Raw genomic sequence first — 24,806 nt, 5'->3', positions numbered from 1 at the left:
GTTCCGCTGTTTTTCGCGTGACTCGCCGTTTGCGAAGGCCCCCTGCGTCCCACCGGTTTCGGCGCGCCCGCAGAAGACAAGTTAATTGCCTATCGGGGGCCGAAAGCGGGTATGACCGACTACTTCGAGGTTCACGCCCGCGACGGCGCCGCCCGAATCGGGGAGTTGCGGCTCTCCGACTCGGTGACGACGCCGGCGGTCGTGGACGACGTGCTCGCGGACGCCGGCAGTCTCTGGGCGGCCGAGCGCGAGCTTCCCGACGGCTCCGACGACGTGCTGACCGTGCTCCCCCACCGCTCGCTTCCCGCCGGGAGCGCCGACGAAGTCCGCGAGTCCTTTTCGGTGGCCTACCCCGACGTGGACTTCCCCTCGGCCGCCGTCGTCACCGCCGACACGGCCGACGATTTCGGCGCTGACGCCTACATCCTCTCGGACGCGCAGGGCTTCGTCGGCCACGCGCGCGCCTTCCGCGACAACGTCATCGAGGCGAAGGAGAACCTCCCCGCCGACACGGCGCTCATGCTCTCGGGCGCCGCCACGCCTCGGAACGTCTCGCTTCTCGTCTACGCCGGCGTCGACCTCGTCGACGAGAAACTCGCCCGCGCCCGCGGGCTGGAGGGCTTCTACCTCACGAGCGACGGCGAGTACTTCCTCGAAGACCTCGACGAACTCCCCTGCGCCTGCGAGGCCTGCCGCAAACCAGCCTCCGAGTTCACCCGCGCCGACGCGGCCGACCACAACGCGAACGCACTTCGCGCCGAACTCGCTCGCGTCCGGCGTCGCGTCCGCGACGGGCGGCTTCGGGACTACGTCGAGGGGCAGGCCCGCCACGACCAGTGGTTGACCGCCCTGTTCCGCCGGTTCGACCAGCAGTACAGCTTCATGGAACAGCGGGTTCCCGTCATCCGCGACTCGGAACTCACCGCGGCGTCCGAGGAGTCAATCGACCGCGTGGAGATTCAGCGGTTCGCCGACCGCGTGACCAAGCGCTACCGCAACCGCTTCGACAACCCGCTCGTGCTCCTGCCGTGTTCGGCCAAAAAGCCGTACAGCGAGTCACAGAGCCACCGACAGTTCCAGGAGGCCGTCCAGTACCGCGCGCACATGGTGTCGATGACCTCGCCCATCGGCGTCGTCCCGCAGGAACTCGAACTCACCTACCCCGCCCAGCACTACGACTCGGTCGTCACGGGCGACTGGTCGGAAGACGAGAAGTCGTTCGTCGCCGAGGTGCTCCGGCGCTATCTGGAGCGCAACGACTACCCGCGAATCATCGCGCACGTCCCGCCGGGCGCGTACACGGACATCGTCGAGCGCGTCGCCGGCGACTTAGACCTCGACGTGGAGTTCACCGTCTCCGAACACCCGACGACGACGGAGTCCATCGGCAACCTGATGCGGACGCTCGACGACGAACCCAAGTTCACCCGCGAGGAGCGCGAGCACAACGTCGTGAAGGCCCTCGCGGACTACCAACTCGGTCCGGACGCGGGCGACGCGCTCTTTTCGGACGTGGCGTTGGAGATGACGAGTCGGTACCCCAAACTTCAGGTGTGGAACGACGCGGGCGTGCAGTTGGCGACGATGGTCCCGCAGTACGGCGTGCTCTCCTTTACGCTCGAAGGCGCGAAGGTGTGGCGCGACAGCGACGCGCCGACGAAGACGGTCGAAATCGACGGGTTCGTCCCGCACGGGTCGGTCCTCGCGCCGGGCGTCGTCGACGCCGACGCGGACATCCGTCCGGGCGACGAAGTCGTCGTCGAGGGACCGAAGGCGTTCGCCATCGGTCGCGCGGAGATGGGCGGCCGCGAACTGGTCGAATCCACGCGCGGCATCGGCGTCGAAATCCGCCACGTCGAAGAGCGGTAATTCGGCCCCGGTTTGGGCGAGAGGTCTCCGACTCGACCGAACCCAAAACCGTCTGACACGTCGAGGCAATTCTCAAAACAACACTTCACTGACATTTTGATTCGTTGTGGTTAATCAGCCTTTGAATGCCGATAAATGGACCGTTACTCGGTTTTCTATACACCGGTCTATGGCGGAAATATCACGCCACTACAACTTTAAGTAGCATCACGGCCCAAGGTGGGCAATGATGGCAGAACGACAGGAGGGAGAACGACCTGAGTTCGACGAGCTTCCCGACGAGGGGGCGGTAGACTGGACGATTACCCATGCGCTGTTGGCGGCGAGCGATTCGACCTCGCGGGCCTTAGAATCGCATCTGTTGCAGTCGCAGTACCACGGTGACGCCGGTTTCGACACGGCGGTGACGGCGCGTCACATCGACGACGCAATCGACCGACACACGCGAATTCTCGAGGATTTACGCCTCGCGCGCGACGCGCTCGACCACCGGTAACTCGACCCGAGACCGCCGCGTCGTTGTCCCTCGCCGCGCGAACCTGACCGGACGCCCTCCCACATAAGTTGTTTATTTAACAGCGGCTACGAACACCCGTGTATGAAGTTGGCCGTCCCAACTGACTTCGACATCCTCGAAGCGCTTTCAGATCGGAGGCGAAACACCGCCGTGAACCTCTCGTATATCCTCGATAAGAACCGCTCGTACATCAACACGCGACTGCCGATTCTCGCGGACTACGGTCTGTTGGCGCGAGTCGGGCCCGCGCCGAACTCCGGGCTGTACGAAATCACCGACAAGGGGCTGGTCGTCCTCGACAACCGCGACCAGTACCGAGCCGACGGCGTCGACTTCGACGCGCTCGTCGAGTCCGAACTCAGGGCGCGGACCGACGAGGCGAACGCCTAACAGGGAGCGACGCGCCGCAACCGAAGGTCGGGACGGCCTTCGGAGGCACCCCGGCGCGCTGTTCCTCGCGCGGAGTGGCAACGCCGCTCAGCTCCGCGTTGTCGACGGGACCGTGGCGTCGGGAGTCACCGCGCTGTGCTGCGACCGTCGCCGCCTTTTTGCCGCTTTGCCGCCCAGTTCGAGGTATGGCTATCGAACCACTCTCACTCGGCGTTCCGAAGCCCATCATCGACTCGCTGCCGGAGGCGGACGGCACGGCGGCACAGGACATGCAGCGCGCCGTCGAGGGACTCGAAACGCGACTGAACCGCGCAATCGAGGACGCCGACACGGAATCCGAGGCCGCCGGCTACGTCGTCGACGCGCTCGAACGGCTGGAAGGCCACTACGAGCGCTACGACGAGTTCATCCCCGAACTCCGCGCGTGGGGGCAGTCGCCCATCTACGCCATCGCGTGGCGGAACCTCCAAGCGGACCTCATCCTCCAAATCGAGGAGTACGACTGGCTGAAACCCCACATCGACCGCGAACGGAACCTCAGACTGGTCGAAGACGGCATCAGGTACGGCAAGTAGGTACGTCGCCCGCGGCGTCGACTGGGTGCCGTTTCCGGAACGAACGCTTGTTCAGTTCTAGTAGACGTGTGGATAAAATACACTATTGTGGTTAAATCCACCACATATAGAATTTATTTACTAAATATAAATACTTGTATTTTGATTATAATAGTAGATTACATTCTACTATGGCCATATAAATCGAATGATGTCGTGGATATCGGCAGATAAATCTCCATCTTGATATTCTTGACTTGGTTCCTGTTCTTCGATAGTATTGTCTATTTAAAACACTATTATCTCCCGAAATTCGCCCTCTCACCTGTGTTCTCTCGTTCGGCGGTGGCGGCGGGCTCGACCCGACCCGTCCGAGTGATTCATATGACAGCTATCCGGGACGACTTCCGTCGGAGTCGAAGCACCTCGTTCGCGCCCGTCCGTTCGACGTCACCGACGCTCTCTGGAGAGACACAACAGCACAGTCGCTAGTGAGAGTCAGTAGTCGCGCCCCGTAAAGGGGTGACCGAACCTAATGGGGAAGGGGGGAAGGGGGGATGAGTTCGGTCATGTGGATGCGTCCGAGGGGTTACTCTGTACGGTGTTGCATCCAATTGAGTACAACCACTTCGGATATATAAATCATTCTGATTGTCAGTCCAGGGGACAGTATTGGGGTTGGTATAATAGGTGTAATAGTGTTATACACGATGAAACGGCCATGGTGCTCGGTGACGTAGCCAGACACGGCGGAATCTTCTTCCACCCATCGTTAACGACACCTTCGACGGGGCCACCGCTCACGTCGACCGCGCCGAAGAGCTCCTGTGGGAGTGCGTTCGCGGCGTCCCTTCGAGTTCCCAACGACCGACGACTGACCGCGGTTCGCCTTCGGGCGGGTTCGCCGGACTGGGGTTCGCTACGCTGCCTGCTTCTCTAACCACTCGCTCGCGTCGACGACGAGGTCGGACAGCGCCTCCTCGACGGACTCGTCGCCCGCGAGGCCGACGCTCCAGGTGACCTGCGACTGTATCGCTTGCAGGCTGAGCATCGTGTTTTGGACCCGCGACGCCAGCACCACCGGCACTGTCGCGTCGAACCGACGGATACCTTTGACCGCTTCGATGCCCTCGAACGCCGGCGGGGCGTGGAGGCAGATAACCAGATGCACCGGTCTCTCGGTCAATCGCTCGAACAACTCCCGACTCGACCCTACGAACTCGACGTTCACGTCGCGCTCTCCCGCCCCCAACCCCTCGGGCTGTGGGCCGTAGGCGAGAATGCGCGGCGTCGCCGCTATGCTAGTCTCGGACACGCATTCGACTGTTCGTCGAGAGGGTATTTGACAGTTTCTCCGACCCGAGTCCACGCCGGACGCCGACGGCGGTCGCACTCGGCGTCGGACCGCGGGACCGGCGGGGGCTATCGTCGAGGCGGTCGGGTCAGAAAAGCGAGTCGAGGCGGTCGTCGACGACGGCCTCCGTTCCGTCTTCGCGGTCGGCGGCGTCGCTCGCGCTCCGTTCGCGGCGGTTCTGCTCGGCCTCGACGGCGGTCGACCGAATCTCGGCCACGCGGTCGCTCCGCGACACGTCGCCGAGGAGGACGAGCACGCCGACGTGGTTCGACTCCGACAGCGGGTAGTCGCCCCCGCGGACCTCCATGCTCCCGGTCTGTTCTTCGACCCACGTCCGACTCCGCTCGACGGCCTTCCGGTTGAGCCACTCGGGCGGGCCGCTGACGACGACCAGCCCGCGGGAGGCGGAGTCGACGTCGCACGGGAGGGTGAGCTGTCCGAGCACGGCCTTCCGCGTCTGGGTCGTGATGCGGTTGATGGAGTCGAGTTCGTCCGTCGACGACGAGTCCCCGCCCAAGAGCCCCTTGATGCTGAACCCGCCGCCGCCGTCGCTCTCGGGGAGTTCGCTCGCCGCGTAGCCGATCGTCGAGATGCCGCCGCCGCGGAGGGTGTTGATGACCTCCGAAGAGTCGACGACGCTCTCGGCGACCGTCCCCGACTCGGCCACTTCGCCCGAGGCGAAGAGGATGCCGAGGCGTCGCACGAGCTCCTCGTTCATCGTGTCGTGGGCCTGCGCGACGTCTTCGCCGCTTTCGGCCCACGCCCCGTTGTCGAACGCGAAGACGTGGTCGGTCACGTCTACGAACGCCCTGAGCGACCTCGCGGCGTTGCGCGAGTACAGCGCGCCCTCGTCGGCGGCGGGGAGGATGCCGACGCCGTAGATGGGCTGTTCGTAGATGCGGTTGAGATGCTTTGCGAGTACGGGGGCCGCGCCGCTGCCCGTCCCGCCGCCGAGACCCGCGAAGATGAGAAACGCGTCGGCCGTGGAGGTCGGCGCGCCGTCGGTGCCCCGCAGAAGCTGTCGGCTGTCGCGCTCGGCGAGTTCGGCGGCGAGTTCATTGTCCGCGCCGACGCCGTGACCGCTCACCTCGTCCGCGCCGAAGAGAATGCGGTTTTCCTCGGGAACGAGGTCGAGGCCGCGGAGGTCCGCCGACGCGGTGTTGTACGCGACCGCGTCGACGACGTAATCGGCGTTCGTGCGCTGTTCGTACCGGAGGAGGGCGTCGAGGACGTTCCCACCCGCTTGTCCCATTCCGAAGCAAAGGACCTTCATCGTCTCTCTTTGACACGTCATCAGTGGTGAATCTTCTGTTAGTTGCCTGCCACACCGAGTCGAACGCGTCGCCGGGGACGGGGTAGTTCTATACGACCCGGGCGAGAATCATCGGCAAACTGCATGACTTGTCCGCGGTGTTCACAGCCACTCTCGACGCTCTCGTTCGACGGTCGCGCGGCGCGCTACTGCGAGCGCTGCGGCTTCGTCGGCGTCGAGACCGTCCACGAGCGCGACGCGCCGAGCCGAGAGTCGTGGGACGACGCCATCGCTCGCTTCCACGAGCGGGCGCTCCGCGAGGCGCGCGAGCGGGACGACGGCGCGGGCGGTACCGGCGGAGCCGACAGCGGCGAGGCAACCGACGGCGACACCGCGGTCGAAGCCGAGCGCAACGAGGCCGGCGCGGAGGACGATGAGACGCACCCAGCGGACGATGCGACCGACACGGCGGACGACGCCGAAGCCGAACACGGGAGCGGCGACACGACTGAAGACGTGGCTGCTGCCGGTGACGACGAGGGCGACGACGAAGCCACCGACCGCGAACCCAGTGACTCGCAACTGAAAAACGGGGAGGACGGCGACCGCGGGGACCGCGCTGACCGCGCGGGCGACGAGTGACGCGCGCTCGCGCGTCGCCGGCGGCGCGTCGACCTCGGTCGTGACGTACTGTCCGGCCGGTGTGTCAGCTCGGGCCGGCGCTCAGTTCGATTCCGGCGCGGCTTCAGCTTCCGGTTCGGGGTCGGAGGCGCTCCCGTCGGATTCCTCTTCGGAGCGGGCGGCGACGAGCGACCCGCGGGCGACGCTGTACAGGGGGCGGTCGATGCTCCGGACCTCGTTGACCGAGAACGGAATCGTCGAGTCTTCGAGGTGGTGTTCGAACAGCTCCTCGAAGCCCTCGGGGCTGGAGGTGCCGCCGGTGACGACGACGGGCACGTCGAGGCCCTCCTCGATGTCTTCCTCGTCGACCTCGCGCTCGATGTTCTCGATGACGTAGTCGAGGAGGTTCTCGTAGTAAATCGACAGCGCGCCCTCGACGCCGCCGACGTCCGTGCGGAAGTCGAGCTGGAAGTCGTCTTCCTTGATGGACGTGACCTTGTCGACGGCCGTGCCGGTGGCCTGGGCGGTCTGCTGGTCGATCCAGTCGCCGCCGCGGGCGATGGAGAACTGCATGACCGGCACCGCGTAGTACGCCAGGCAGATGTTCGTCATGCCCGCGCCGAACGAGACGCCGAGGCCGGTGAAGTTGTTGTCGGCGAGTTCGCTGTAAATGACCGCCATCCCCTCGTTGATGGGTTCGGGGTCGTAGCCCATGTCGCCGAGCATCGATTCGAGCGTCTTGTCGTGATACAGCGTCGAGAGGTCGGAGTCGATGGGGTCCGCCGGACTCGAATAGAACAGGCGCTCGTTCGGCCGGGAGGGCGAGCCGACGACCTGCTCGATGATGAGCTTGATCATCGGAATCGCGGAGGACTCCTCGCTGGAGAGGATGCCGTGTTGCATCGGCCGTCGCGTCTCCTTGCCGAAGATGTTCGCGAAGTTGAGCGCGTCGTCGCCGACGACGTACACCTTGTCGTCCTTGCGGATGTGGAGCACGTCGCTGCGCGAGAGCATCTGCTCCGCCATGTCGCTGTAGTCGATTTCGACGAACGAGTTGCGCTGCTGGACAAATACGGTCTCACTCCCATCCTGACTCGCGGACAGGATGTTCATGGTTCCTACGTCAAGGCCTTTCGCCATACCTCACGCGTCGTAGGGCTGTCGCATAAATCTGTATGCGCGTTTGCGATTCGGTTCGGCCGGGACCGACGCCGAGCCACCGTCGCGTCACTCCCTGACCGACGCCGCGTCAGTCCCCGCCCGCCGGCCCGCGACGGCTCAGGAGAACAGCCCGCGAATCCGGTCGACCAGCCCCTCGGCGTCCTCGCGTTCGGCCTCCGCCTGCTGTTGTTTCCGTAACTCGGCCAGCGCGGCGGTCTGGTCGTCCGTGCTGTCACCGACCGCCGTGTCCTTCTTCCCGCCGCGAAGCCCCTGGAGCCCCGCGACCGCGTCGTCGACGCCGCCACCGCGCGTCTCGGTCGCCTTCGCGTTCTCGAAGCTCGCGCGGTCCGCGTCGTCGACGGCGGAGGTGTCGAGCTTCAGGCGGGTGGTCTCGGTCTTGCGGACGCCGCCCCACGAGAGTTCGGTGTTCGACAGCGCCTCGTCCATGTCGCGGCGAACCTGCGCGGAGACGGCCTCCTCGTCTTCCTCGTCGGTCGCGTCGGCTTCTGCGTCGCTCCCGGCGGCGGCGGGGGCGCTCGTCCTCGCGCGGGCGAGTTGGAAGCCGACGAGCGACGTGCCGCTCGCGGCGACGACCGCCACCGCGCCGAGCGAGTAGATACCGACGATGCGGCCGCTCCGGTCGGCGTTCGCGGCGACGTTCCAGTTGTGGGGATACGCGCCGACGAACTGGACGACGGCGACCGCACAGACGAGCAGCCCCGCGCCCGCGAGGAGCTTCGGAAACCGGTACTGCGAGGGAAGCAAGACCACGACTGAGGCGAGGAGGAGGGGAATCCCGAGCGCACCGGTGACGCCCGCGACCTCGCGGAGTTCGTACTTGAAGATGTTCTCGGGCGGGATGCCGCCGCTCCACACGACCGCCGCGAGCGCGACGGCGAGCAGTCCGATAGCCGTAAAGAACAGTGCGAAGCCCGCGTAGACGGTCGTCTCGTCGGGGTCGGCGTCGACGTACCGTCGGTAGAGGGCGATGAGGGTGTTCTGCCCGTCACTCGACATACCTCAGACCATTCCCCCGCGCGACATATAATGTTCGCCGGACTCGGGTCGAACCGCGGCCGGGCGTTCGACTCGACTCGACTCGCCCCGCCCCGACCCACGTCACGAGCCGCCGGCGGGCTCGACGGAGATGTCGTAGGCCGCGACCGTGTCGCCGAGGGCCGCCTCGGTGAGCGAGGGGTCCGCGTCGAACCGGGCGCTCGTGAATCGGGCGGGTCCGTGGACGACGGTGTCACCGAAGGCCGCGGCGTCGGTCACGTGCGTGTACGCGAAATCCAGTCGCCCCTCGATTTCGACGCCGAACGTGAGCGTCCCGACGGTACAGTCGGAGAAGTCAACGTCGCGTCCGACGCGGACGCCGGAGCAGAATAGCTCGTCACCGAAGCGCGCGTGGTCGCAGATGACGCTCCCGTCGACCGTGGTTTCGACCAGTCGAACGGGCGAGTCGGCCGAACAGACCGCGTCGGAGAGGTCGAACTCCCCGTCGACGGTCGCGTGGACGAACGACGCCGGTCCCGACTCGAACCGGGCGTTCCGGAAGCGGAGCGCTCGGCCTTCGACGGTCGCGTTGTCGAAGTAGACCGGCCCGTCGAACGCGCTGTGCGTGAAGTCGACGGGGCCGTCGCGGGCGGTCAGTCCACCGCAGTCGACCCGGCCGCCGAAGGCGGCGGTCGTCGCGTCGATACCGCCGCCAACCGTGAGCCGAGTCGCGTTGAGTTCGCCGTCGACGACCACGTGTTCGAGCGAGAGTCCGCCCTTGACGGTCGCCGACGCGGCCACGACGCCCCCGCGGATGCGGCAGTGCGCCAGCGAGAGCCGGTGGTCGCACGCGGCGTTTCCGAGGTCGAGGCGGCCGCCCAGTCGAGTGTGGGAGAACCACGCCGGCCCGCCGAACCTCGATTTCGCGAGCGACACGTCGTCGTCGACGACGCCTTTCCTGAACGTCGCTCCGCCCTCGAAGCGCGCCTCGGTCGCCACGACGGACCCCGCACTGAAGCCGGTCGCGTCGAAGCGCTCGCCCAGTTCGGCCTCGCAGAGCACCCAGCGGTCACCGACTTGCAGGTGGCGACAGGTGACCGCTCCGGTGGCGTCGAAGCGCTGCATGCACACCGCGCCGCCGACCGAGACGCGGTCGAGCCGGAGCGCGCCGTCGAGCGTCGCATCCCGGAGGTCGATATCCGATTTCACCATCGCGCCGCGGAAGTCCAGCGGCGCGTCGGACGGGAGCGTCATCCCCGTGAGGTCGATGCGTTCGAACGTCGCGCCGACGAACGCCGAGGGTCGCCCGTCGTCGGTGACCGCCTCGCGGAGCGCCTCGGTGACGGCCGCGGGTCGCGTTTCTTCGACGGGGCGGTGGAACAGACAGCGGGTGGACCCGTCGCTCGCGGGATGCGGACACCGCCACACCGACGACGACTCGTCGGCACCCGTCTCGTCGGCGGCGTCGAAGACGTGCTCGTAGGCACAGCGACTGTGTTCCACGTCACCTGACCATTCATTGTCTTAACATAAATAGGTTGTCACTAAATCGGATGTCGTCGTCATTCTCCTCACACCTCCCGTCTCGTCGCGTCGCTCGAATCAGTCTCCGGCGAGCGGTGCGCCGACTTCGGCGTCTCCGACGACGGCCGAAAACGTCGCCGCGAACTCGAAGTCGCGGGCGGGAAGCGTGATCAGTCGAACCGTCTCGCCGGTGCTGTCGTGGAAGCCGACGATGGTCCGCTCCGGTTCGAGTTCGACGGAACAGCCGGCGAAGACGGGGCGGTTGAGCTGTATCGTCCGTACCTCCCGGACCTCCTCGGGGTTCGCCTGCCCGCCGTCGTGTCGAATCTGGACGAGTCGCGTCTCGGTCAGGAGCACCGTCATCTCCTCGTAGTGGCTCACCGACCGGAGCGTCTCGCGCTCGCCGACGAACTGATGAATCGACTCGTAGAGACTCATACGCCGCCTACTCGGTCCACTCGTATCAACGTATCTACAACAGTTTTCCGCGACCGCCTCGCGGCGTCCCCGCGGACTGCGTGTTCACAGCCCGCGGTCGAATCGCCGGACCGTCGACCGCCCGTCAGAGGCAACCGGGCGGGACGGATAGGCGTGATTGGGCAATCGTGCTGTCCACATCCTGACTAACTCGACTGCCCGCCGTACAGTCGGCGTTCGGAGTATATCAACGTTGTCCGACGGAGCGGCCAGTCGAGAGCGAAGTCGCCGCGGTCAGTCGGCGGCTTCGAGCGCCGGATCACCCGTCAGGACGACGATGTCGGCCATCCCCCGTATCCACTTGAACGGCACTCGGACGCCGCGCGGGCCGACTTCCAACCCCTCCGGGGGGTCTTCGACGGAGACGAGAAGCGCGGTCACGCGGTCGGCGTCGAGGTCGACACAGAGGTCGACCGCCTCGCCCAACCGCTCGCCCGAGGCGGTGTACACGGGGCGGCCTTCGATACTCGGAATCGGTTCGATGCCCGTCGGTGACTGGGGGACCATACCTCCGGTATCGGACGTGTCAATAAAAAATACCTCGGTCGGCGCAGGCCGTGTCGGCTCCGCGGTTTCGACGCCTACGGTGCGCTCGGTCCGGACGCGGTTTCCAGTTTCGGCGTGCGCCACCGTGACTGAAACGCCGTTTTAGGCGCTCGTGGAGCCGTGAACGGCGAATATCCACAATTTCCGATACGTATTTAGGCTCACCTAACAGATATCTATCTGGTCAGGATAGCTGGGCCTCGGTGTTCCTTCCGTAGACCCACCACCACTACCGGGGCCTCTGGCCACATTCCGGTCTCCGAAGTCGCCCGCGAGCGCTTTTTTCGGGCATCTGTTGGCCGTCGCGGCGGCCGTCAGCGGTGCCGTACCCTCTCGGGTTTCGTCGCTCTCGACTCCGTGCTCGACGCGGTCACCGTCTGGAATTATCCGGCCGCGGTCGGCGTGATGGTCGTCTGCGCGGTCGTCAGTTGGCTGACCGACCTCCCCGGTATCCCGTCGAGCGAGTTCGGAGGCAGCGGGCGGCAAACCGCCCGGAACCGACCTCGGAAACGCGACTCGCCTCCGTCCGACTGCGCTGCGGTCAGTCGTCGTCTCGCTTCTCGTCGGTCGTAATCATCGACTCGCGGATGTCCTGTAACCGTTCGGTGCCGCGGAGTTCGGACATGTTCACGCCGAGGGCGTCCTCGTCCTCGTCGGTGGCGACGCCGCTCGTGAGGATGCTCCGGATGCCCTCCTCGACGGTCATGTCGATGTCGTACACGTCGTCGGCGGGGATGTAGGTGAGCAAGCCGCCGGTGACGGGGTTCGGTGCGAGCGGGAGGAACATCGAGACCATCTCCTTGTGGCCGGTCGACTGTTCGATGGTCGCTGGCGACCCCCCCGTCTGGAAGCCCAGCACGTACACGTCGTCGTCGAAACACTGGACGAGTTTCACGTCCTGGAACTCGTCTGCCCCCTCGTCGAGAACCACGTCACCCATGCGGCGGAAGCTCTTGTACACCGTTCCGACGCCCGGAATCGACGAGATTACGAGGTCGAACACGCCGATTATCTTCTCGCCGTACTGGTTGCGACCGACGGTTCCCACGACTGCGACGATTGCGAAGAGGACCAACAGCGCGACCAACTCGGTGAAGAAGTCGACGACGAACGAGTAGACGCCGAGGTCGATGAGGAGGCTGATGAACTCGACGCTCTCGAAGCGGCTGATGACACCCGCCCAGCGCAGGAGTTCGATGAACGGTTCGAGAGCGTTTCTGACGAAGTCGATGCCGACGCGCAGGACGTACAGCGTGATGACGATGGGAATCATAATCGCCACGCCCGTCAGCAGGGTGTTGTACGCCCGTTCGTACAGCGACTGACCGGTTTCCTTAGCGCTCACGGCGAGTGTACCCGGCGAGCGCGGAGGGTCTGCGGAGGACACGCCCGGAGATTCCCGTGGGCGGTAAAAATAGTACTGGCAGTCGAACTGTCTGTGTTTCAGGCGCGTGTCGGCGCGGACGCTCTGCGAGCGTCCGGCGAGAAGCGAGTCCGGCGAGCGCGACGAAGACGGGGGCCACAAGCGGGCCGAGAAGATGCGGGTACGGTAACCGTGAGCGACGACGGAAGGCGAGACGGCGGCCCGTGCCGTCCCGAACGCGGAGTCAGGAGACGACTTCGAACCGTCCGACCGAGAGGTCGACCGCGAGCTGTTCGCGCGGGTAGACGAACTCCTCGTCGTCGTACATCGTCCGGACGGTCTCGTCTTCGATCTCCACCACCGTCTGTTCCGTACACAGCGTCGAATGCCGGATGGTCGACCCCTCCGTGATTACGTGCGGGGCGACCTCGAGTGCTTGCGTCATCGTTTCACTAACGGGCGGTGAATAGTATAATTCTTTCGCAGGTACCGGTGTCTGGTATCCAAATGTAGCTATATAGTGGTATTGTCGGGTGGATTGTGCACTTTCTGTTGCGGTCGCCTTCACACCGATACGAGTCACTCTGACGGACTCGTAGTCGGATGATGACGGCAGTCGGGAGCGTCAGACGCGCAGCTATCGGGGGCGTCACCACTCGCGGACGGGACTCGCATGACTCGACTCGCACCGCGCCTCGGCGGTTCTTCCCGGCGCGCTACTCGCCGTCGAACGGGTCGCGCTCGGGGAGTTCGTCGTCGAGGACGGCCGCCACGGCGTCGACGAACGGCTCGTGGGCCGACAGCGCCTCGCGGAGCGCCTCGTAGTAGGCGACGGTGTCGCCCGCGAGGAACTGCGAGTCGACCCGCCAGAGCGTCCGCCCGGTGCCGAACTCGCCGGTCGGGAGGTCGTCGTGTTCGTCGCGCGCCTCGTCGAGCGCCGCGACGAGTCGGTCGCGGAGCGCCGCGTACGGCGAGTCGCCCGAGAAGTCGGCGTCGCCGTGGATACCGTCTTCGAGGTGGAGTTCGAGCCGGAACTGCCCGCGCTGGAGGGCGCGCGGCGTCGGGTAGTGCTCGAAGTGGAGGTCGTAGCCGCGGTCGCGGCCGCGGTCCCACGCCGCGGGCGTGACGCGACCCCACGGCTTGCCAGAGTCGAGGGCGTGCCACGCGTGGGTGCCCCCCGGGGACGACGCGCGGAGGTAGTCGGCCCACTCGTACTGGAGGACCTCACGAGCGAGCTTCGCTACGGCGTCGCGGGTCGCATCGACCTGTAGCTCGTAGTCGAAATAGAAGCTCGTTTCGTCCGCGGTGTCCGGGCCGTTCATACCTCCCTGCCTAGACGCCCACACGGATAAAGATTCGACACGGACCCCCGAGCCCCCGTGTTCGTTCAGTTCTCGCGCCGTACTCGGCGTCCGACCCCGAACAGGAGCGCCGCGATGGCGACGACCGCGGAAGCGACGCCGAAGCCGGGGACGCCGGTCGCCGTGGTCCGGGACTCAGTCGTCTCGGTCGCGGTTGCGGACTGCGAGGGCGACTGCTGCGTGGTTTCGGCGCCGTCAGTCGTCGGATTTGGCGACGCGGTAGACGTGGGCGGCTCTGCCACCCCGTCGTCGAGGTCGGCGTTCAGCACCGCCGACTCGAAGTTCTCGTACTGGCTCGAATACGCGCTGTCGGTGTAGGCGACGTAGAGGTCGACGCCCGACCCCGATGCGGTCACCGGCGTCTCGAAGGCGTCGAGGTCGCCCGTCGGAACCGAGACGGTGACGGTGCCGCTCGCGTCGTCGTAGGCGACGGTCGTCGTCTCGACGTAGCCGCCGTTCCGGTCGGCGAAGGCGGCGGTTCCGCTCACGCCGGTCACGCGCGATGGCGCGTCGATGGTGACCGTCGTCCGGCCGTCGTCGCTCGTCACGTCGACCGCGTCAGTGTCCACCGCCGTATCGACCCGACGCATCCGGTCGTCGGATTCGGTGTCGACCTCGGCGGCCGCGATGGTCGAGCGGTTTTGCAAGTAGGCGACGACGCCGTCGGCCATCGTCGTCTCGTTGTAGACCGTCACGCGCGGCTTGTCGGCCAGCGGGTAGCCGCTGCCGCCGCCGGCGATGTAGGAGTTGGTCGCCAGCGTGTACGTCGCCGAGTCGTTGACGGGTTCGCCGTTCACCGTCAGGTCGCGGATGGTCCCGTCGCCCTCCTCGGGCGACGAGCTATCGCTGTGGGGTACCCACTCGAAGGTGGCTCCGCTCACCTGCTGTTGTGTCTGGGTGCCGTACTGGTTGTCCATCCCTAACGGCGTTATCTGGCTCTTGACGACCTCGCGGAGCTCCGCGCCGGTCACCTCGACCACGACGATGTGGTTGCCGAACGAGAGGGTCGAGGTCACCATTCCCCGGGTGACGGTGAACTCCTCGCCCGCGGCGTGGTCGCTCGGGTAGAGCGTGTCGCGGATGCCGCCGGCGTTCGTCACGGCCACGTCGGCACCGGTGTAGCCGCGGACGCCGTCGGTGACGAGGTGGCCGGTCGCGGAGTCGTCGGTGTAGCTGGAGCCGACGCCCGTGTGCTCGGGCATGACCGCCGTCGCGAGCTCCGTGCTGAGGTACTCCTCGCGGAGCGGGTTGATGTACGTCTGCCACGAGTCGTTTCGGGGCACGTCGGTCGTCACGTTGACCAACTCGCCGGAGGCGTCGGTGACGTTCCCGTCGTCGACGGTCAGCTCCATCCGAATGATGGCGTTTGCCTTCCCGGTGGTCTCACCGATGAGGACGCCGTTCGTCGTCTGTGGCGGGTAGCGCTGTTGGTCGTCGCCCGAGATGAGCGCGTCGATGCCGTCGACGTTCCGCGCGAGGTTCTTCGAGTCCGGAATGCCGACCGGAGCCAGCGCGACGACCACGTCGACATCCTCCTCGGTACGGAGCGTGTCGACGGTCCGCCGGGCGGCGGTCGTCGGGTCGACGACGGTGTAGCCGTTGCGCTCGATGACGCCGTCCGACTTGGCGTTGATGGCTTCGTCGGTCAGCCCGAAGAAGCCGACCCTGACGCCGCCGCGTTCGACGACGGTGTAGTTCTGCGTCCCGGGGAGGTTCTCGCCCGTCTCCTCGTCGACGACGTTGGCGAGGAGCCACGGGTAGGTCGATTCGTTGGCGACGGCCTCGAAGACGGCGAAGTCGTTCGTCCCCGCGTCCTCGTCGTAGTCGAGTTCGTGGTTCTGGACGACCTCGGCGTCGGGGTCGATGAGGTTCATCGCCGTCACCGGTGGCTCGTAGCCGTGCTCCGAGCCGTCGTAGTTGCGGAGGGCGTGGGGGCTGAGTTCGTCGCCGCCGCCGGCCACGAAGACGGGGCCGGAGGCGTTGGCGCGCTCGCGGTCGATGAGCGTAATCATCCGGCCGAGCTTGTCGTCGCCGGAGCCGGCGGCCGCCTTGCCGATGTCGTTGAAGCCGACGAGCGTGACGTTCGTTCCGTTCGCGCTCGCGGTGTCGTTACCGGCGTCGCCGTCGGCCTCGTCCGACTGGAGGGTGGCGGCGGTCACGTCCGGCGAGGCGGACGCCTTCGCCGCCGACTGGACGCTCGCATCGAGTGCGCTCGCGTCCCCCTCAACCGCGACGCCCGCCGCACCGGTTGGGAGCGTCGCGGTCGTGAGTACTAACACTAGTACAACCGTTATAGTACGCCTGAAACGTGTTCGTGGTGTCATGTGCGGAAACACAACAACTCGCACTAGGGTGGCTGTGATAATCGCTGGTAAGACCTATATGTAGATAAATATATTACTATATACTGACGTGTGTGGCGTAATACGACCCGACGTGAAGACGGGAAACGCTCACCGAACTCGGGCGGAAGTCGCGTCTCGAATTTTAGCACAAATCTGATAATAGCTCAAAATTACCCAATATACGATAGTTAGTCGAAGCGGTTAGCCGGGGACCAACTGAACCAGATGGTGCAGACGCCGGCGCTCGCCCGAGAACCCCCAAGAGACGCCCGGCGTCGAGTGTAGGTGTCGCGCCGTCGGCGGGCGGTCAACGATGCTGGGCTTCGTTCTCAGAACCCCGTCATTCCGCCACTTGACCGTGGAGACCCGCGAAGACGGGCGGAGATGTTCCGCGATGACCTCGGGAACGGCGGCGAGAGATGGAGGCTCTCGTAGGCCGTATCGGCCACCGCGAACTGTCCGTGCGAGTCGCGCGTCGCGTTGTTCGAGTCGCGTGCCGTTCGCATCGCATGCTCGTGGGTCCGGGCGGCACGCGGCCGACTGTCGAACGTTCTGGCTGGCCCGGCCGGACGTGTCTCCCGGGCGCGCTCACTGACATCGGTGAGCGCGTTTCCGGCCGAGTTGCGGCGGACACCACGGCCGCATACGCAGTAAATATACTATTTCAATCATACTTTGAAATCAAAGATGTTCCGTCGTCGCTCCCGGTGGGGCGGCGTCTCTACCGGCGTCTCTCGTCGCGCCGAGACTCGTCCGGCCGAGTCACTCGGCGTTCTCATCGAGCGCGGCGCACACTCGGGTTCGAACGTCAGCGGGACTCGCCGCCGACGCGTCGCGCCGGGCCATCCGTCCGGTGACGAGGTCGAGGAGGTCCAGCGCGGTCAGCGCCTCACGGACCTCGGCGCGGTCGAGTCCGAGGCGACGCTCGACTTCGTACAGCGTCTTCGCGCCTGCGACGGCCGCACACACGTCCGCCGTCGAGCAGTCGAGCGAGGACAGCGACGCGGGAAGCGACGGGAGGTCGGTCGCGGTCGGCGGCTCCTCGGTCGCCCCGCTCGTCTCGTTGGCGTCGACCGCGACCGACTCGGCGTCCGCGTCGGCGTCCGGGGCCGCGTTCGATTCCGATTTGGGAGACGGTTCGGGAGCCGGTTCGGACTCGGTCGTGTCCTCCGCGTCGGCAACGCTCGGCTCCGAGTTCCGCGCCTCGCCGTCGCTCGTTCCGCCCGAAGACGCCGGTTCGGACGACGGGCCGTAGCTATCCGGCTCGTGAATCCCGCGTTGAATCATCTGGTTGCGGACGGTCTGTGGGGTCACGTCGACGCCGAGGGCGTCGGTCATCTCCTTGAACGTCTCGCAGGTCTCGTAGGCCTCCCGAAGCCGAACCGGGTCGTGATGGGCCGGTACCGTCTCGGGTTCAGTCTTCGCGTCCGCGTCCGTGCCCGTCGCTGTCTTTCGGCTGGCGACCGCGTCCGCCCCCGCGTCCGCCTCGACGGCGTCGTCAGCCGATTCCGCTGCGCCCCGGTCGCGCTCCGGCGCTCCGTCTCTCACCGTCGGGACCGCGGACTCCATCGTCGGCGGCGACGCGCCGGGGGTGACGGGTGGGTCGACCGACGAGTTGCGCGTCCCGGAGCCGTCGGTTCGGGCGACCGGCGACGCGGTCGGTTCGGGGTCGTCCTCGCCGGCGCGTCCGGACGGCATCGGTTCCGGTTCGGCGGCCCCGCTTCCCGGGGGCGCGAGCGTCACGTCGAGTTCGAGTCGAAACAGGCCGTCGGTAACCGCCGCCGCGGGCGACGACACGCGGAGTCGGTTCGGGTCCACCGCGCACTCGGATGCGAGGTCGTACTCGACGGTGACGGAAGCCGAGACGCCCGCCGCAGTCGAATCGCCTCCGCTCGCCAGTTCAACCCCGGCAACCGCGCCCGTCATCTCCGTCAACTGTTCGAGAACCGCCGTGAGTTCTCGGACGTTTCTGACCACTTCCATATGTGAGTGTCAACTGTCCCACATCGGATATAATTTCTTGCCGCCTACATCATCTAGTAATATATATTCTATACAGGTGTCTATTCCCCCGATTCCCGGTGTCGCGGGCGGTCTGTGGCCCGCCGTCGCCGCGTTCGGCCGCCGCCGTAGCTGTTTTTATCGTTGTGCCGTGATTCCACGGATGTAATGGACGTGTCTCCGCTCCACGGCGTCGCTCCGTTCAGCACGGGACAGCGTGCGATGCGAATTCTGCTGGTCGACGATGACGAAGCGATGGTGGACCTGTCCGCGACCTTCCTCGAACGCGAACTCGACGATGCCGAGACGGAGACGTACACCGAGCCGGGGCCGGCGCTCGACGAACTCACAGACGGAGAGTACGACTGCGTCGTGAGCGACTACGACATGCCGGGGATGGACGGGCTCGAACTGCTGACGGCGGCGCGCGAGCGGTCCATCGAGATTCCCTTCGTCCTCTTTACCGGCAAGGGGAGCGAGGAGATTGCGAGCCGCGCCATCTCCGCCGGCGTCGACGAGTACCTCCAGAAAGGCGGTCCCGAGGAGTACCCGGTGTTGGCGAACAAGGTCTCGAACCTCGTCGAGAAGTACTGGGCCGAGACGCACATGCGACGCGGCTTTCTCGCCATCGAATCTGCCGAGGAGGGAATCGGCATCATCGACGACGACGGCGTCTACCAGTACCTCAACGAGGCGTACGCCGCGCTCTACAACCGCGACCGGTCCGAACTCATCGGCGAGCACTGGGACATCCTCTACCCGGCCGACGAGGCGCGACGCTTCCACGACGAAATCCTCCCGCAGCTCGAATCGGAGGGGTCGTGGCGGGGGCTTTCGACCGGTATCACCAAAGACGGCGAAGCCGTCCCCGAGCGCCTCGTTCTGACGCAGATGGACGACGGGGGCCACGTCTGCATCGTCCAAGAGCTCACCGAGGTCGACGCGCTGCGGGCGGAAGCCGAGCTGAAAGGCCGGGTACTCGACGCCGTCGAAGTCGCCATCGTCGTCATCGACCCTTCGCGGCCCGACAACCCCATCGTCTATCTCAACGCGGCGTTCGAGACGCTCACGGGCTACGACGCCGAGTCGGTGACGGGGCGCAACTACCGGTTCCTCTGTGGTCCCGAGACGGACCCGGAGACGGTCGCCGAGGTTCGGCGGGCCGTCGACGCCGGCGAGTCGATTTCGACCGAGATTCGCAACTACGACGCCCACGGCGACCCCTTCGTGAGCCGCCTCGATATCCGTCCCGTCCGGGACGACAACGGTGCGCTCGACTGTTCGATCTGCTTTCATCGCCCGGCCGACCGCGACGGCGACGGCGACGGCGACGCCGACGACGCGGGGTCGTCCTGACGCGGCGGCCGACGGCTGTCGGCACCCAGATACTGGAAACGGTGGGGTGTCCGTCCCCGGTGTGAGTAAGAACTATGTTCGCGGCGGGTATCAGCCGCGACCGTGTCGGCCCACGTTCGACTCTATCAGGTCCTCGCCCTCTCCGCGTTCGGCTTCGCGACGTACCGGTGGTTCGATGACTCGCCGCTCGTCGCGGCCGGCTGGACCGCCGTCGGGCTGTGGTATCTGTACGTGCTCCGGTTCGGACCAGACCGCATCGACGAGTATGCCGTGGATACGTAACAAAAAGACGGACCGGCTGCGTCCGGTCTGTTATTCGTCCGAAGCGCGCTTGAAGAACGCCAGCGCCGCGCCGAACAGCGTCAGGTTCTGGAGGAACGACGTGAGCTCCTCGTCGCGGGCGTCGTCGTCGACGGCCCAGAAGTCGTGCATCGTCGGCGTGACGCCGGCGAAGAACGCCGCGATGCTCGCGGAGGCGAGCCGGGGAAGCTTCCAGAACCCGACGCCGAGACTCCCGCCGAGAAGCAGGCCGGTCGCCGCGGGAACGAGTCGGTCCGCCTCGGGGACGCCTTTCGCCTCCGCGTAGGCGATGCGGCCGTCGAGGTCGGTCAGGTTGCGAATCGCCAGAATCGCGAGGCCGCTCGCGAAGAGGGCGCGGGCGAGCCGAGATGGCGTGCTGCGTTCGGATTCGTCGGTGTCTGTCATCACCGTTTGAAAGCGGATTGCTAATTATAAGCGCTCTGGTTACAGACCGCCCGGTATGCTTTTCATCGTTCGGCGCTCAGTCCGCCGACTTCGGCCGCTCTCGCGTCGCGGACACCGCGAGCGCGCACGGCTGCGTCGGCTTCGCCCGGCACCACCATTATGTTCTCTTGGCGTTATCTACCATCGCGTATGGACTCATCTCGTGACGTGCCGCGTTCACTCTCGAAACCGGCGTCTATCGCCGTTCTCTACGTCGGCGGCGGTTGCGATTTCGCGGCGCGCTTGGAACGCGAGCGCGAGCGCTTTACGGTCCATACCGAGTCGGACCCGCGGGCCGCACTCGATCGGATTCGGGGCGGTGACGCGGCGTTCGACTGCGTCGTCTGCGACTACGATCTGCCCGCCCTCGGCGGCCTCGACGTGCTGGACCGCGTCCGCGCCGAGTTCCCCGAACTGCCGTTTATCCTCGTTACCGAACAGAGCGACGACGAGGTCGCGAACGAGGCGATTTCGGCGGGCGCGACCGACCACTTTCGCAAGCGCGACGATGCGGCCCGACACCAACTCCTCGCCGCCCGCATCGAGAACGCCGCCGAGCGCGCCCGAACCTCGCGGGCGCTCGAATGGGGGCTCACGGCCGTCGAGACCGCGCGCGACGCCGTCTGCATCCTCGACGAAGACGGGACGGTTGAGTACGCGAACGCGGCCTCTGCGACGCTGTTGGGCTCCGACCGCGAGGGCCTCGTCGGTCGCAGGTGGGAGTCGTTCGTCCCCGACGACGAACTGCAACCGACCTGCGACGCGATACTGTCCGAAGCCCGCGAGGGGCGCTGGTCGGGCCGGTCGTCGCTCGTCCGCGGGGACGGCGACCGGATCGAGGTGGAGCACACGCTCACGTCCACGAGCGACGGGGCACTCGTCTGGACGGCGTCGCGCAGCGACACGCTCGAAGAGCGCCTGTCGCGTCGGGTGCGGGCGATGGACGAAGCGCCAATCGGCATCGTGCTCACCGACCCCAACCAAACCGACAACCCCATCGTCTACGTCAACGACGAGTTCACCAGCCTCACCGGGTACAGCCGCGACGAGGTCCTCGGGCGGAACTGTCGGTTCTTGCAGGGCGAAGCGACCGACGAGGACGCCGTCGCTGAACTGCGGGCGGCGGTCGACGAGCGCGAGGCCGTGACGACCGAGCTACTGAACTACCGCAAGGACGGCACCGAGTTCTGGAACCGCGTGCGCATCGCGCCCCTGTTCGACGACGACGGCGTAATCGACTTCTTCGTCGGCTTTCAGGACGACATCACGCCGCGGAAGACGTACGAGGAGCTCCTGCGGTCGAACACCGCGCGGCTCGAAGCCCTGTTCGAACACTCACCAGACCTCGTCGTCGTCCACACCGACGACGGCAGCATCCGAGACGTGAACCAACGGATGTGCGAGGAGTTGGGGTACAGCGAGGCGGAGCTCGTCGGCAAGACCGTCTGGGAGCTCGACCCCACGTCCGACCCGGAGCGGTCGCGGTCGTTCTGGGCTGGCCTGCCGCCGAACGAACCCACCCGGTTCGAAGGTGCGCTCGAACGCCGCGACGGCACGACGTTCCCGACCGAAGTGCATCTCATCGAACTCAACGTCGACGGCGAGGACCTGTTCGTCGCGATGATTCGAGACATCAGCGAGCAGAAGCAACGGGAGGCCGAGCTCATCGAGCAAAACGAGCGACTCGACCGCTTTGCGAGCGTCGTGAGCCACGACCTCCGCAACCCGCTGCAAGTCGCGATGGGTCGGCTCGAACTGCTCGCAGACGACTGCGACAGCGACCACATCGACGATATCGACCGGGCGCTGGACCGCATGGATGACCTCATCAGCGACCTGCTCGTCCTCGCCCACGACGGAAACGATGCCATGGATATCCAATCGGTCGCGCTGTCCGACCTCGCGCGGACGTGTTGGCAGAACGTGATGACCGGCGACGCCACGCTCACCGTCGAGACCGAACTGGTCCTCGACGCCAACCCCGAGCAACTCCAACAACTCCTCGAAAATCTGTTTCGGAACGCGGTCGAGCACGGCTCGACGGGCAGCCGGACTGCGTCTGGTGACGCCGTGGAACACGGTTCCACAGGCAGTCGGATGCCATCCGACGACGCCGCCGAACGCGGCTCCGGCGACGGCGGCGTGGCCGTCACCGTCGGTGAGACCGACCGCGGGTTCTACGTCGAAGACGACGGTGTGGGCATCGACCCGGCGGACCGCGACACCGTGTTCGAGGCCGGCTACACCACGTCGGCGCAGGGGACCGGCTTCGGCCTGAACATCGTCTCGCAGGTCGCGGCCGCACACGACTGGGAGGTGCGGGTCACGGAGGGCACCGAGGGCGGTGCGCGGTTCGAGTTCCGCGTCGAGTGAGCGACTGACTTAGGCGTCGTCGTCCCCGAGGTCGAACTGCTCGTTCTCGGAGACCGCGTTGAGGACAACGCTCGTGTTCGACTCGCGAATCGGTGCCTCGCTCAACAGCGCCTTGATTTGGCGGTTCATGTCGTCGGTGTTCTTGAACTTCCCGACCGCGAGCACGTCGTAGTCGCCGGTGACCTCGTACACCGAGACCATCTGCGGTTCGTCTGCGAGCAGTTCGGTGACTTCCGCGAGGGCGCTGCCCTCGACTTTGAGGTGCATGACCGCGGTCACGTCGTAGCCGAGCGCGTCGTAGTCGACGCGGGGCGTGTAGCCCTCGATGATGCCCTCGTCTTCGAGGTCTCGCAGGTGGTTCGAGACGGTCGTCACCGATACGTCGAGCTCTTCGGCGAGGCTCCGAAGGCTGCGTCGCCCGTCTTCGAGGAGTGCGTTGATGAGGTCGGAATCGAGGTTCTCGTAGGTCATCTCCGGAACTTTTGCGTGTGATTGTCATTAATCTCCCGGTCTAAATTGACGATTCGGTGAATCAACGCCCAGTGGCGTCCGGAAACTAGGTCGAACGTGACGGTCGAATTGCGTTTGTCGTGCGCCCGCCTCGTCGCACCCGGCCGTTTTCCAGCGGACGTGCGATAAACGAATATCTCACACTTTCCTCTCACCCGTTCACAATACGAAAATAGCGAATAATTATTTATGTTACTCAGGACTGAGTGAGTCTGAGGAAACACAATGGCAGCAAGGGACACTGGAAACGGAGATGCGGCAGACGAGACGACTCGGGAGACACGACGCGGCATCGAGCGGCGCGACGTTCTCAAATCGGGAATCAGCCTCGCGGCGATAGCTGGGGTCGCGGGCTGTCTCGGGGGCGAGTCGGACGACGAGACCACCACGACGACCGCCGCGGACGACGGCGGCGGCGACTCGGAGACCACCGGCGAGACGACCGAAAGCGGCGGGTCGGAGGGTGAGACGACGAACGTCGCAATCGTCTCCAGTCCGGCCGGCTTCGGCGACCAAGCGTTCAACGACCTCGCGCTGCAAGGGCTTCAGACGGCGGCCGAGGAGTACGACATCGATATTCAGCAGGTCGAGGAGACGAACCAGTCGAACTACCAGACGGTTCAGTCTCGACTCGCCGAGAGTACGAACCCCGACTACGACCTCGTCGTACTGGTCAGCTACAACCACACGCAGGCGCTCCAGACGAACGCCGAGGCGTACCCGGACCAGAACTGGATGTTGATTAACGACTCCATCGACCAGCCGAACGTCGCGGGGTACACGTGGGCGAACCACCAGATGTCGTTCCAGGCGGGCGTGCTGGCGGGGACGATGACGACTCGCGAACTCTCCTACGAGGGGAACTCGCTCGACCCGGACTCGTCGACCGTCGGGTTCGTCGGCGGCGTCGACGGCTCGCTCATCAACGCCTTCGAGCGCTCCTACCGGGCGGGCGTCGAGTGGGTCGACGAGAACCTCGACGTCACCGTCGGCTACATCGGGAACTACACGGACACGCAGACCGCCAACAACATCGCCACCTCGCAGTACGACGCCGGGGCGGACATCGTCTACCACGCCGCGGCGGCGGCGGGACAGGGCGTCTTCCAGGCGGCGCAGGACGCAAATCGCTTCGCCATCGGCGTCGACGCGGACCAGTCCGTCACGCTCCCCGAGTACCAAGACGTCATCATGGGCTCTGCGGTGAAATACATCAACGAGGGGACCTACGAGGTCGCGGAGGCCACCGTGCAGGACAACTGGTCGGCGGTGCAGGGCTCGAACATCCTCGGTCTCGAAGAGGAGGCCGTCCGCGTCGTCTTAGGGCAGGCGGTCGGCGGCGAGCTTCCGGACGTGGTCACGGAGAACCTCGAAGCGGCGAGAGAGGCCATCATCAACGGCGACGTCACCGTGCCGTGTAGCGCCAGCGGCTGCTAGCGACGCAGCCATGGCACCACCTCGCAGGCTTTTTCCAGATAGCGTAGACACCAAC

General features: G+C 65.8%; 23 protein-coding genes. 9 read left to right on the top strand and 14 right to left on the bottom strand.

Going from position 1 to position 24,806, the window contains the following annotated elements:
- The first annotated feature begins 111 nt into the window (after window positions 1–111).
- The 4 genes from arcS (at window position 112) to ACSR87_RS05815 (ending at window position 3,351) form a co-directional block, all read left to right on the top strand.
- On the top strand, window positions 112–1,869 hold the full coding sequence (gene arcS / locus ACSR87_RS05830; RefSeq protein ID WP_498529797.1) for an archaeosine synthase: 1,758 nt from the start codon (window positions 112–114) through the stop codon (window positions 1,867–1,869).
- A 226-nt stretch (window positions 1,870–2,095) separates the two neighbouring features.
- Window positions 2,096–2,365, top strand: coding sequence for a DUF8103 family protein (locus tag ACSR87_RS05825; RefSeq protein ID WP_498529796.1), 270 nt, complete (start codon window positions 2,096–2,098; stop codon window positions 2,363–2,365).
- 102 nt (window positions 2,366–2,467) lie between these two features.
- The gene (locus ACSR87_RS05820; RefSeq protein WP_004041894.1) at window positions 2,468–2,776 is read left to right on the top strand and encodes a helix-turn-helix domain-containing protein; all 309 of its coding nucleotides are present in this window, start codon (window positions 2,468–2,470) and stop codon (window positions 2,774–2,776) included.
- Window positions 2,777–2,961: 185 nt separating this feature from the next.
- Window positions 2,962–3,351 carry a DUF7971 family protein gene (locus ACSR87_RS05815; RefSeq protein WP_004041895.1) on the top strand — a complete coding sequence of 130 codons (390 nt, stop codon included), beginning with the start codon at window positions 2,962–2,964 and terminating at the stop codon, window positions 3,349–3,351.
- 898 nt (window positions 3,352–4,249) lie between these two features.
- Here ACSR87_RS05815 and ACSR87_RS05810 read toward each other — a convergent pair.
- Window positions 4,250–4,645, bottom strand: coding sequence for a histidine kinase (locus ACSR87_RS05810; protein WP_498529795.1), 396 nt, complete (start codon window positions 4,643–4,645; stop codon window positions 4,250–4,252).
- Window positions 4,646–4,772: 127 nt separating this feature from the next.
- Window positions 4,773–5,957: a tubulin/FtsZ family protein gene (locus tag ACSR87_RS05805; RefSeq protein WP_049896240.1), complete on the bottom strand. Its 1,185-nt coding sequence runs from the start codon at window positions 5,955–5,957 to the stop codon at window positions 4,773–4,775.
- 123 nt (window positions 5,958–6,080) lie between these two features.
- Here ACSR87_RS05805 and ACSR87_RS05800 point away from each other — a divergent pair, with 123 nt between their 5' ends.
- Window positions 6,081–6,578: a zinc finger domain-containing protein gene (locus ACSR87_RS05800; RefSeq protein ID WP_498529794.1), complete on the top strand. Its 498-nt coding sequence runs from the start codon at window positions 6,081–6,083 to the stop codon at window positions 6,576–6,578.
- Window positions 6,579–6,659: 81 nt separating this feature from the next.
- Here the strand turns inward: ACSR87_RS05800 and ACSR87_RS05795 are convergent, their stop codons facing one another.
- From ACSR87_RS05795 to ACSR87_RS05750, 10 genes are all read right to left on the bottom strand, one after another.
- Window positions 6,660–7,697: a disk-shape morphogenesis protein volactin gene (locus ACSR87_RS05795; protein WP_449271606.1), complete on the bottom strand. Its 1,038-nt coding sequence runs from the start codon at window positions 7,695–7,697 to the stop codon at window positions 6,660–6,662.
- Window positions 7,698–7,835: 138 nt separating this feature from the next.
- Window positions 7,836–8,735, bottom strand: a complete 900-nt coding sequence (locus ACSR87_RS05790) for a cell division protein CdpA domain-containing protein (protein WP_008575076.1) — start codon at window positions 8,733–8,735, stop codon at window positions 7,836–7,838.
- Window positions 8,736–8,837: 102 nt separating this feature from the next.
- The gene (locus ACSR87_RS05785; RefSeq protein WP_498529793.1) at window positions 8,838–10,217 is read right to left on the bottom strand and encodes a pentapeptide repeat-containing protein; all 1,380 of its coding nucleotides are present in this window, start codon (window positions 10,215–10,217) and stop codon (window positions 8,838–8,840) included.
- Window positions 10,218–10,316: 99 nt separating this feature from the next.
- Window positions 10,317–10,676 (bottom strand): hypothetical protein, encoded by a 360-nt coding sequence (locus ACSR87_RS05780; RefSeq protein WP_498529792.1) that lies wholly within the window; start codon window positions 10,674–10,676, stop codon window positions 10,317–10,319.
- Window positions 10,677–10,949: 273 nt separating this feature from the next.
- A complete protein-coding gene (locus ACSR87_RS05775) occupies window positions 10,950–11,222 on the bottom strand; it encodes a PRC-barrel domain-containing protein (protein ID WP_004041903.1) in 273 nt (90 codons plus the stop codon).
- A gap of 580 nt (window positions 11,223–11,802) precedes the next feature.
- Window positions 11,803–12,606, bottom strand: a complete 804-nt coding sequence (locus tag ACSR87_RS05770) for a DUF502 domain-containing protein (RefSeq protein WP_008575079.1) — start codon at window positions 12,604–12,606, stop codon at window positions 11,803–11,805.
- Window positions 12,607–12,868: 262 nt separating this feature from the next.
- Window positions 12,869–13,069 (bottom strand): hypothetical protein, encoded by a 201-nt coding sequence (locus ACSR87_RS05765; protein ID WP_008575080.1) that lies wholly within the window; start codon window positions 13,067–13,069, stop codon window positions 12,869–12,871.
- A 271-nt stretch (window positions 13,070–13,340) separates the two neighbouring features.
- A complete protein-coding gene (locus tag ACSR87_RS05760; protein ID WP_498529791.1) occupies window positions 13,341–13,946 on the bottom strand; it encodes an acetyltransferase in 606 nt (201 codons plus the stop codon).
- Between the two features lie 65 nt (window positions 13,947–14,011).
- Window positions 14,012–16,264 (bottom strand): bifunctional metallophosphatase/5'-nucleotidase, encoded by a 2,253-nt coding sequence (locus ACSR87_RS05755; protein ID WP_498529790.1) that lies wholly within the window; start codon window positions 16,262–16,264, stop codon window positions 14,012–14,014.
- 828 nt (window positions 16,265–17,092) lie between these two features.
- Window positions 17,093–18,313, bottom strand: a complete 1,221-nt coding sequence (locus tag ACSR87_RS05750) for a DUF8073 domain-containing protein (RefSeq protein WP_498529789.1) — start codon at window positions 18,311–18,313, stop codon at window positions 17,093–17,095.
- Between the two features lie 186 nt (window positions 18,314–18,499).
- Between ACSR87_RS05750 and ACSR87_RS05745 the strand changes: the two genes are divergently transcribed.
- Complete coding sequence (locus tag ACSR87_RS05745; RefSeq protein WP_498529788.1) at window positions 18,500–19,687, top strand: PAS domain-containing protein; 1,188 nt, start codon at window positions 18,500–18,502, stop codon at window positions 19,685–19,687.
- A 102-nt stretch (window positions 19,688–19,789) separates the two neighbouring features.
- Window positions 19,790–19,969 (top strand): hypothetical protein, encoded by a 180-nt coding sequence (locus tag ACSR87_RS05740; protein WP_008575085.1) that lies wholly within the window; start codon window positions 19,790–19,792, stop codon window positions 19,967–19,969.
- A 30-nt stretch (window positions 19,970–19,999) separates the two neighbouring features.
- Here ACSR87_RS05740 and ACSR87_RS05735 read toward each other — a convergent pair whose 3' ends face one another.
- The gene (locus ACSR87_RS05735) at window positions 20,000–20,392 is read right to left on the bottom strand and encodes a DoxX family membrane protein (RefSeq protein WP_004041912.1); all 393 of its coding nucleotides are present in this window, start codon (window positions 20,390–20,392) and stop codon (window positions 20,000–20,002) included.
- Between the two features lie 189 nt (window positions 20,393–20,581).
- Between ACSR87_RS05735 and ACSR87_RS05730 the strand changes: the two genes are divergently transcribed.
- Window positions 20,582–22,804 (top strand): PAS domain S-box protein, encoded by a 2,223-nt coding sequence (locus tag ACSR87_RS05730; protein WP_498529787.1) that lies wholly within the window; start codon window positions 20,582–20,584, stop codon window positions 22,802–22,804.
- Between the two features lie 9 nt (window positions 22,805–22,813).
- Here ACSR87_RS05730 and lrp read toward each other — a convergent pair whose 3' ends face one another.
- Window positions 22,814–23,275, bottom strand: coding sequence for an HTH-type transcriptional regulator Lrp (gene lrp, locus ACSR87_RS05725; RefSeq protein WP_004041915.1), 462 nt, complete (start codon window positions 23,273–23,275; stop codon window positions 22,814–22,816).
- A gap of 264 nt (window positions 23,276–23,539) precedes the next feature.
- Here lrp and ACSR87_RS05720 point away from each other — a divergent pair, with 264 nt between their 5' ends.
- Window positions 23,540–24,751, top strand: coding sequence for a BMP family lipoprotein (locus ACSR87_RS05720; protein WP_498529786.1), 1,212 nt, complete (start codon window positions 23,540–23,542; stop codon window positions 24,749–24,751).
- The last annotated feature ends 55 nt before the right edge of the window (window positions 24,752–24,806 follow it).

The organism is Haloferax sp. SDI50 (assembly GCF_059802635.1).
Note: the sequence above shows the minus strand (reverse complement) of the source record. Positions and strands in the feature narration are given on the sequence as shown.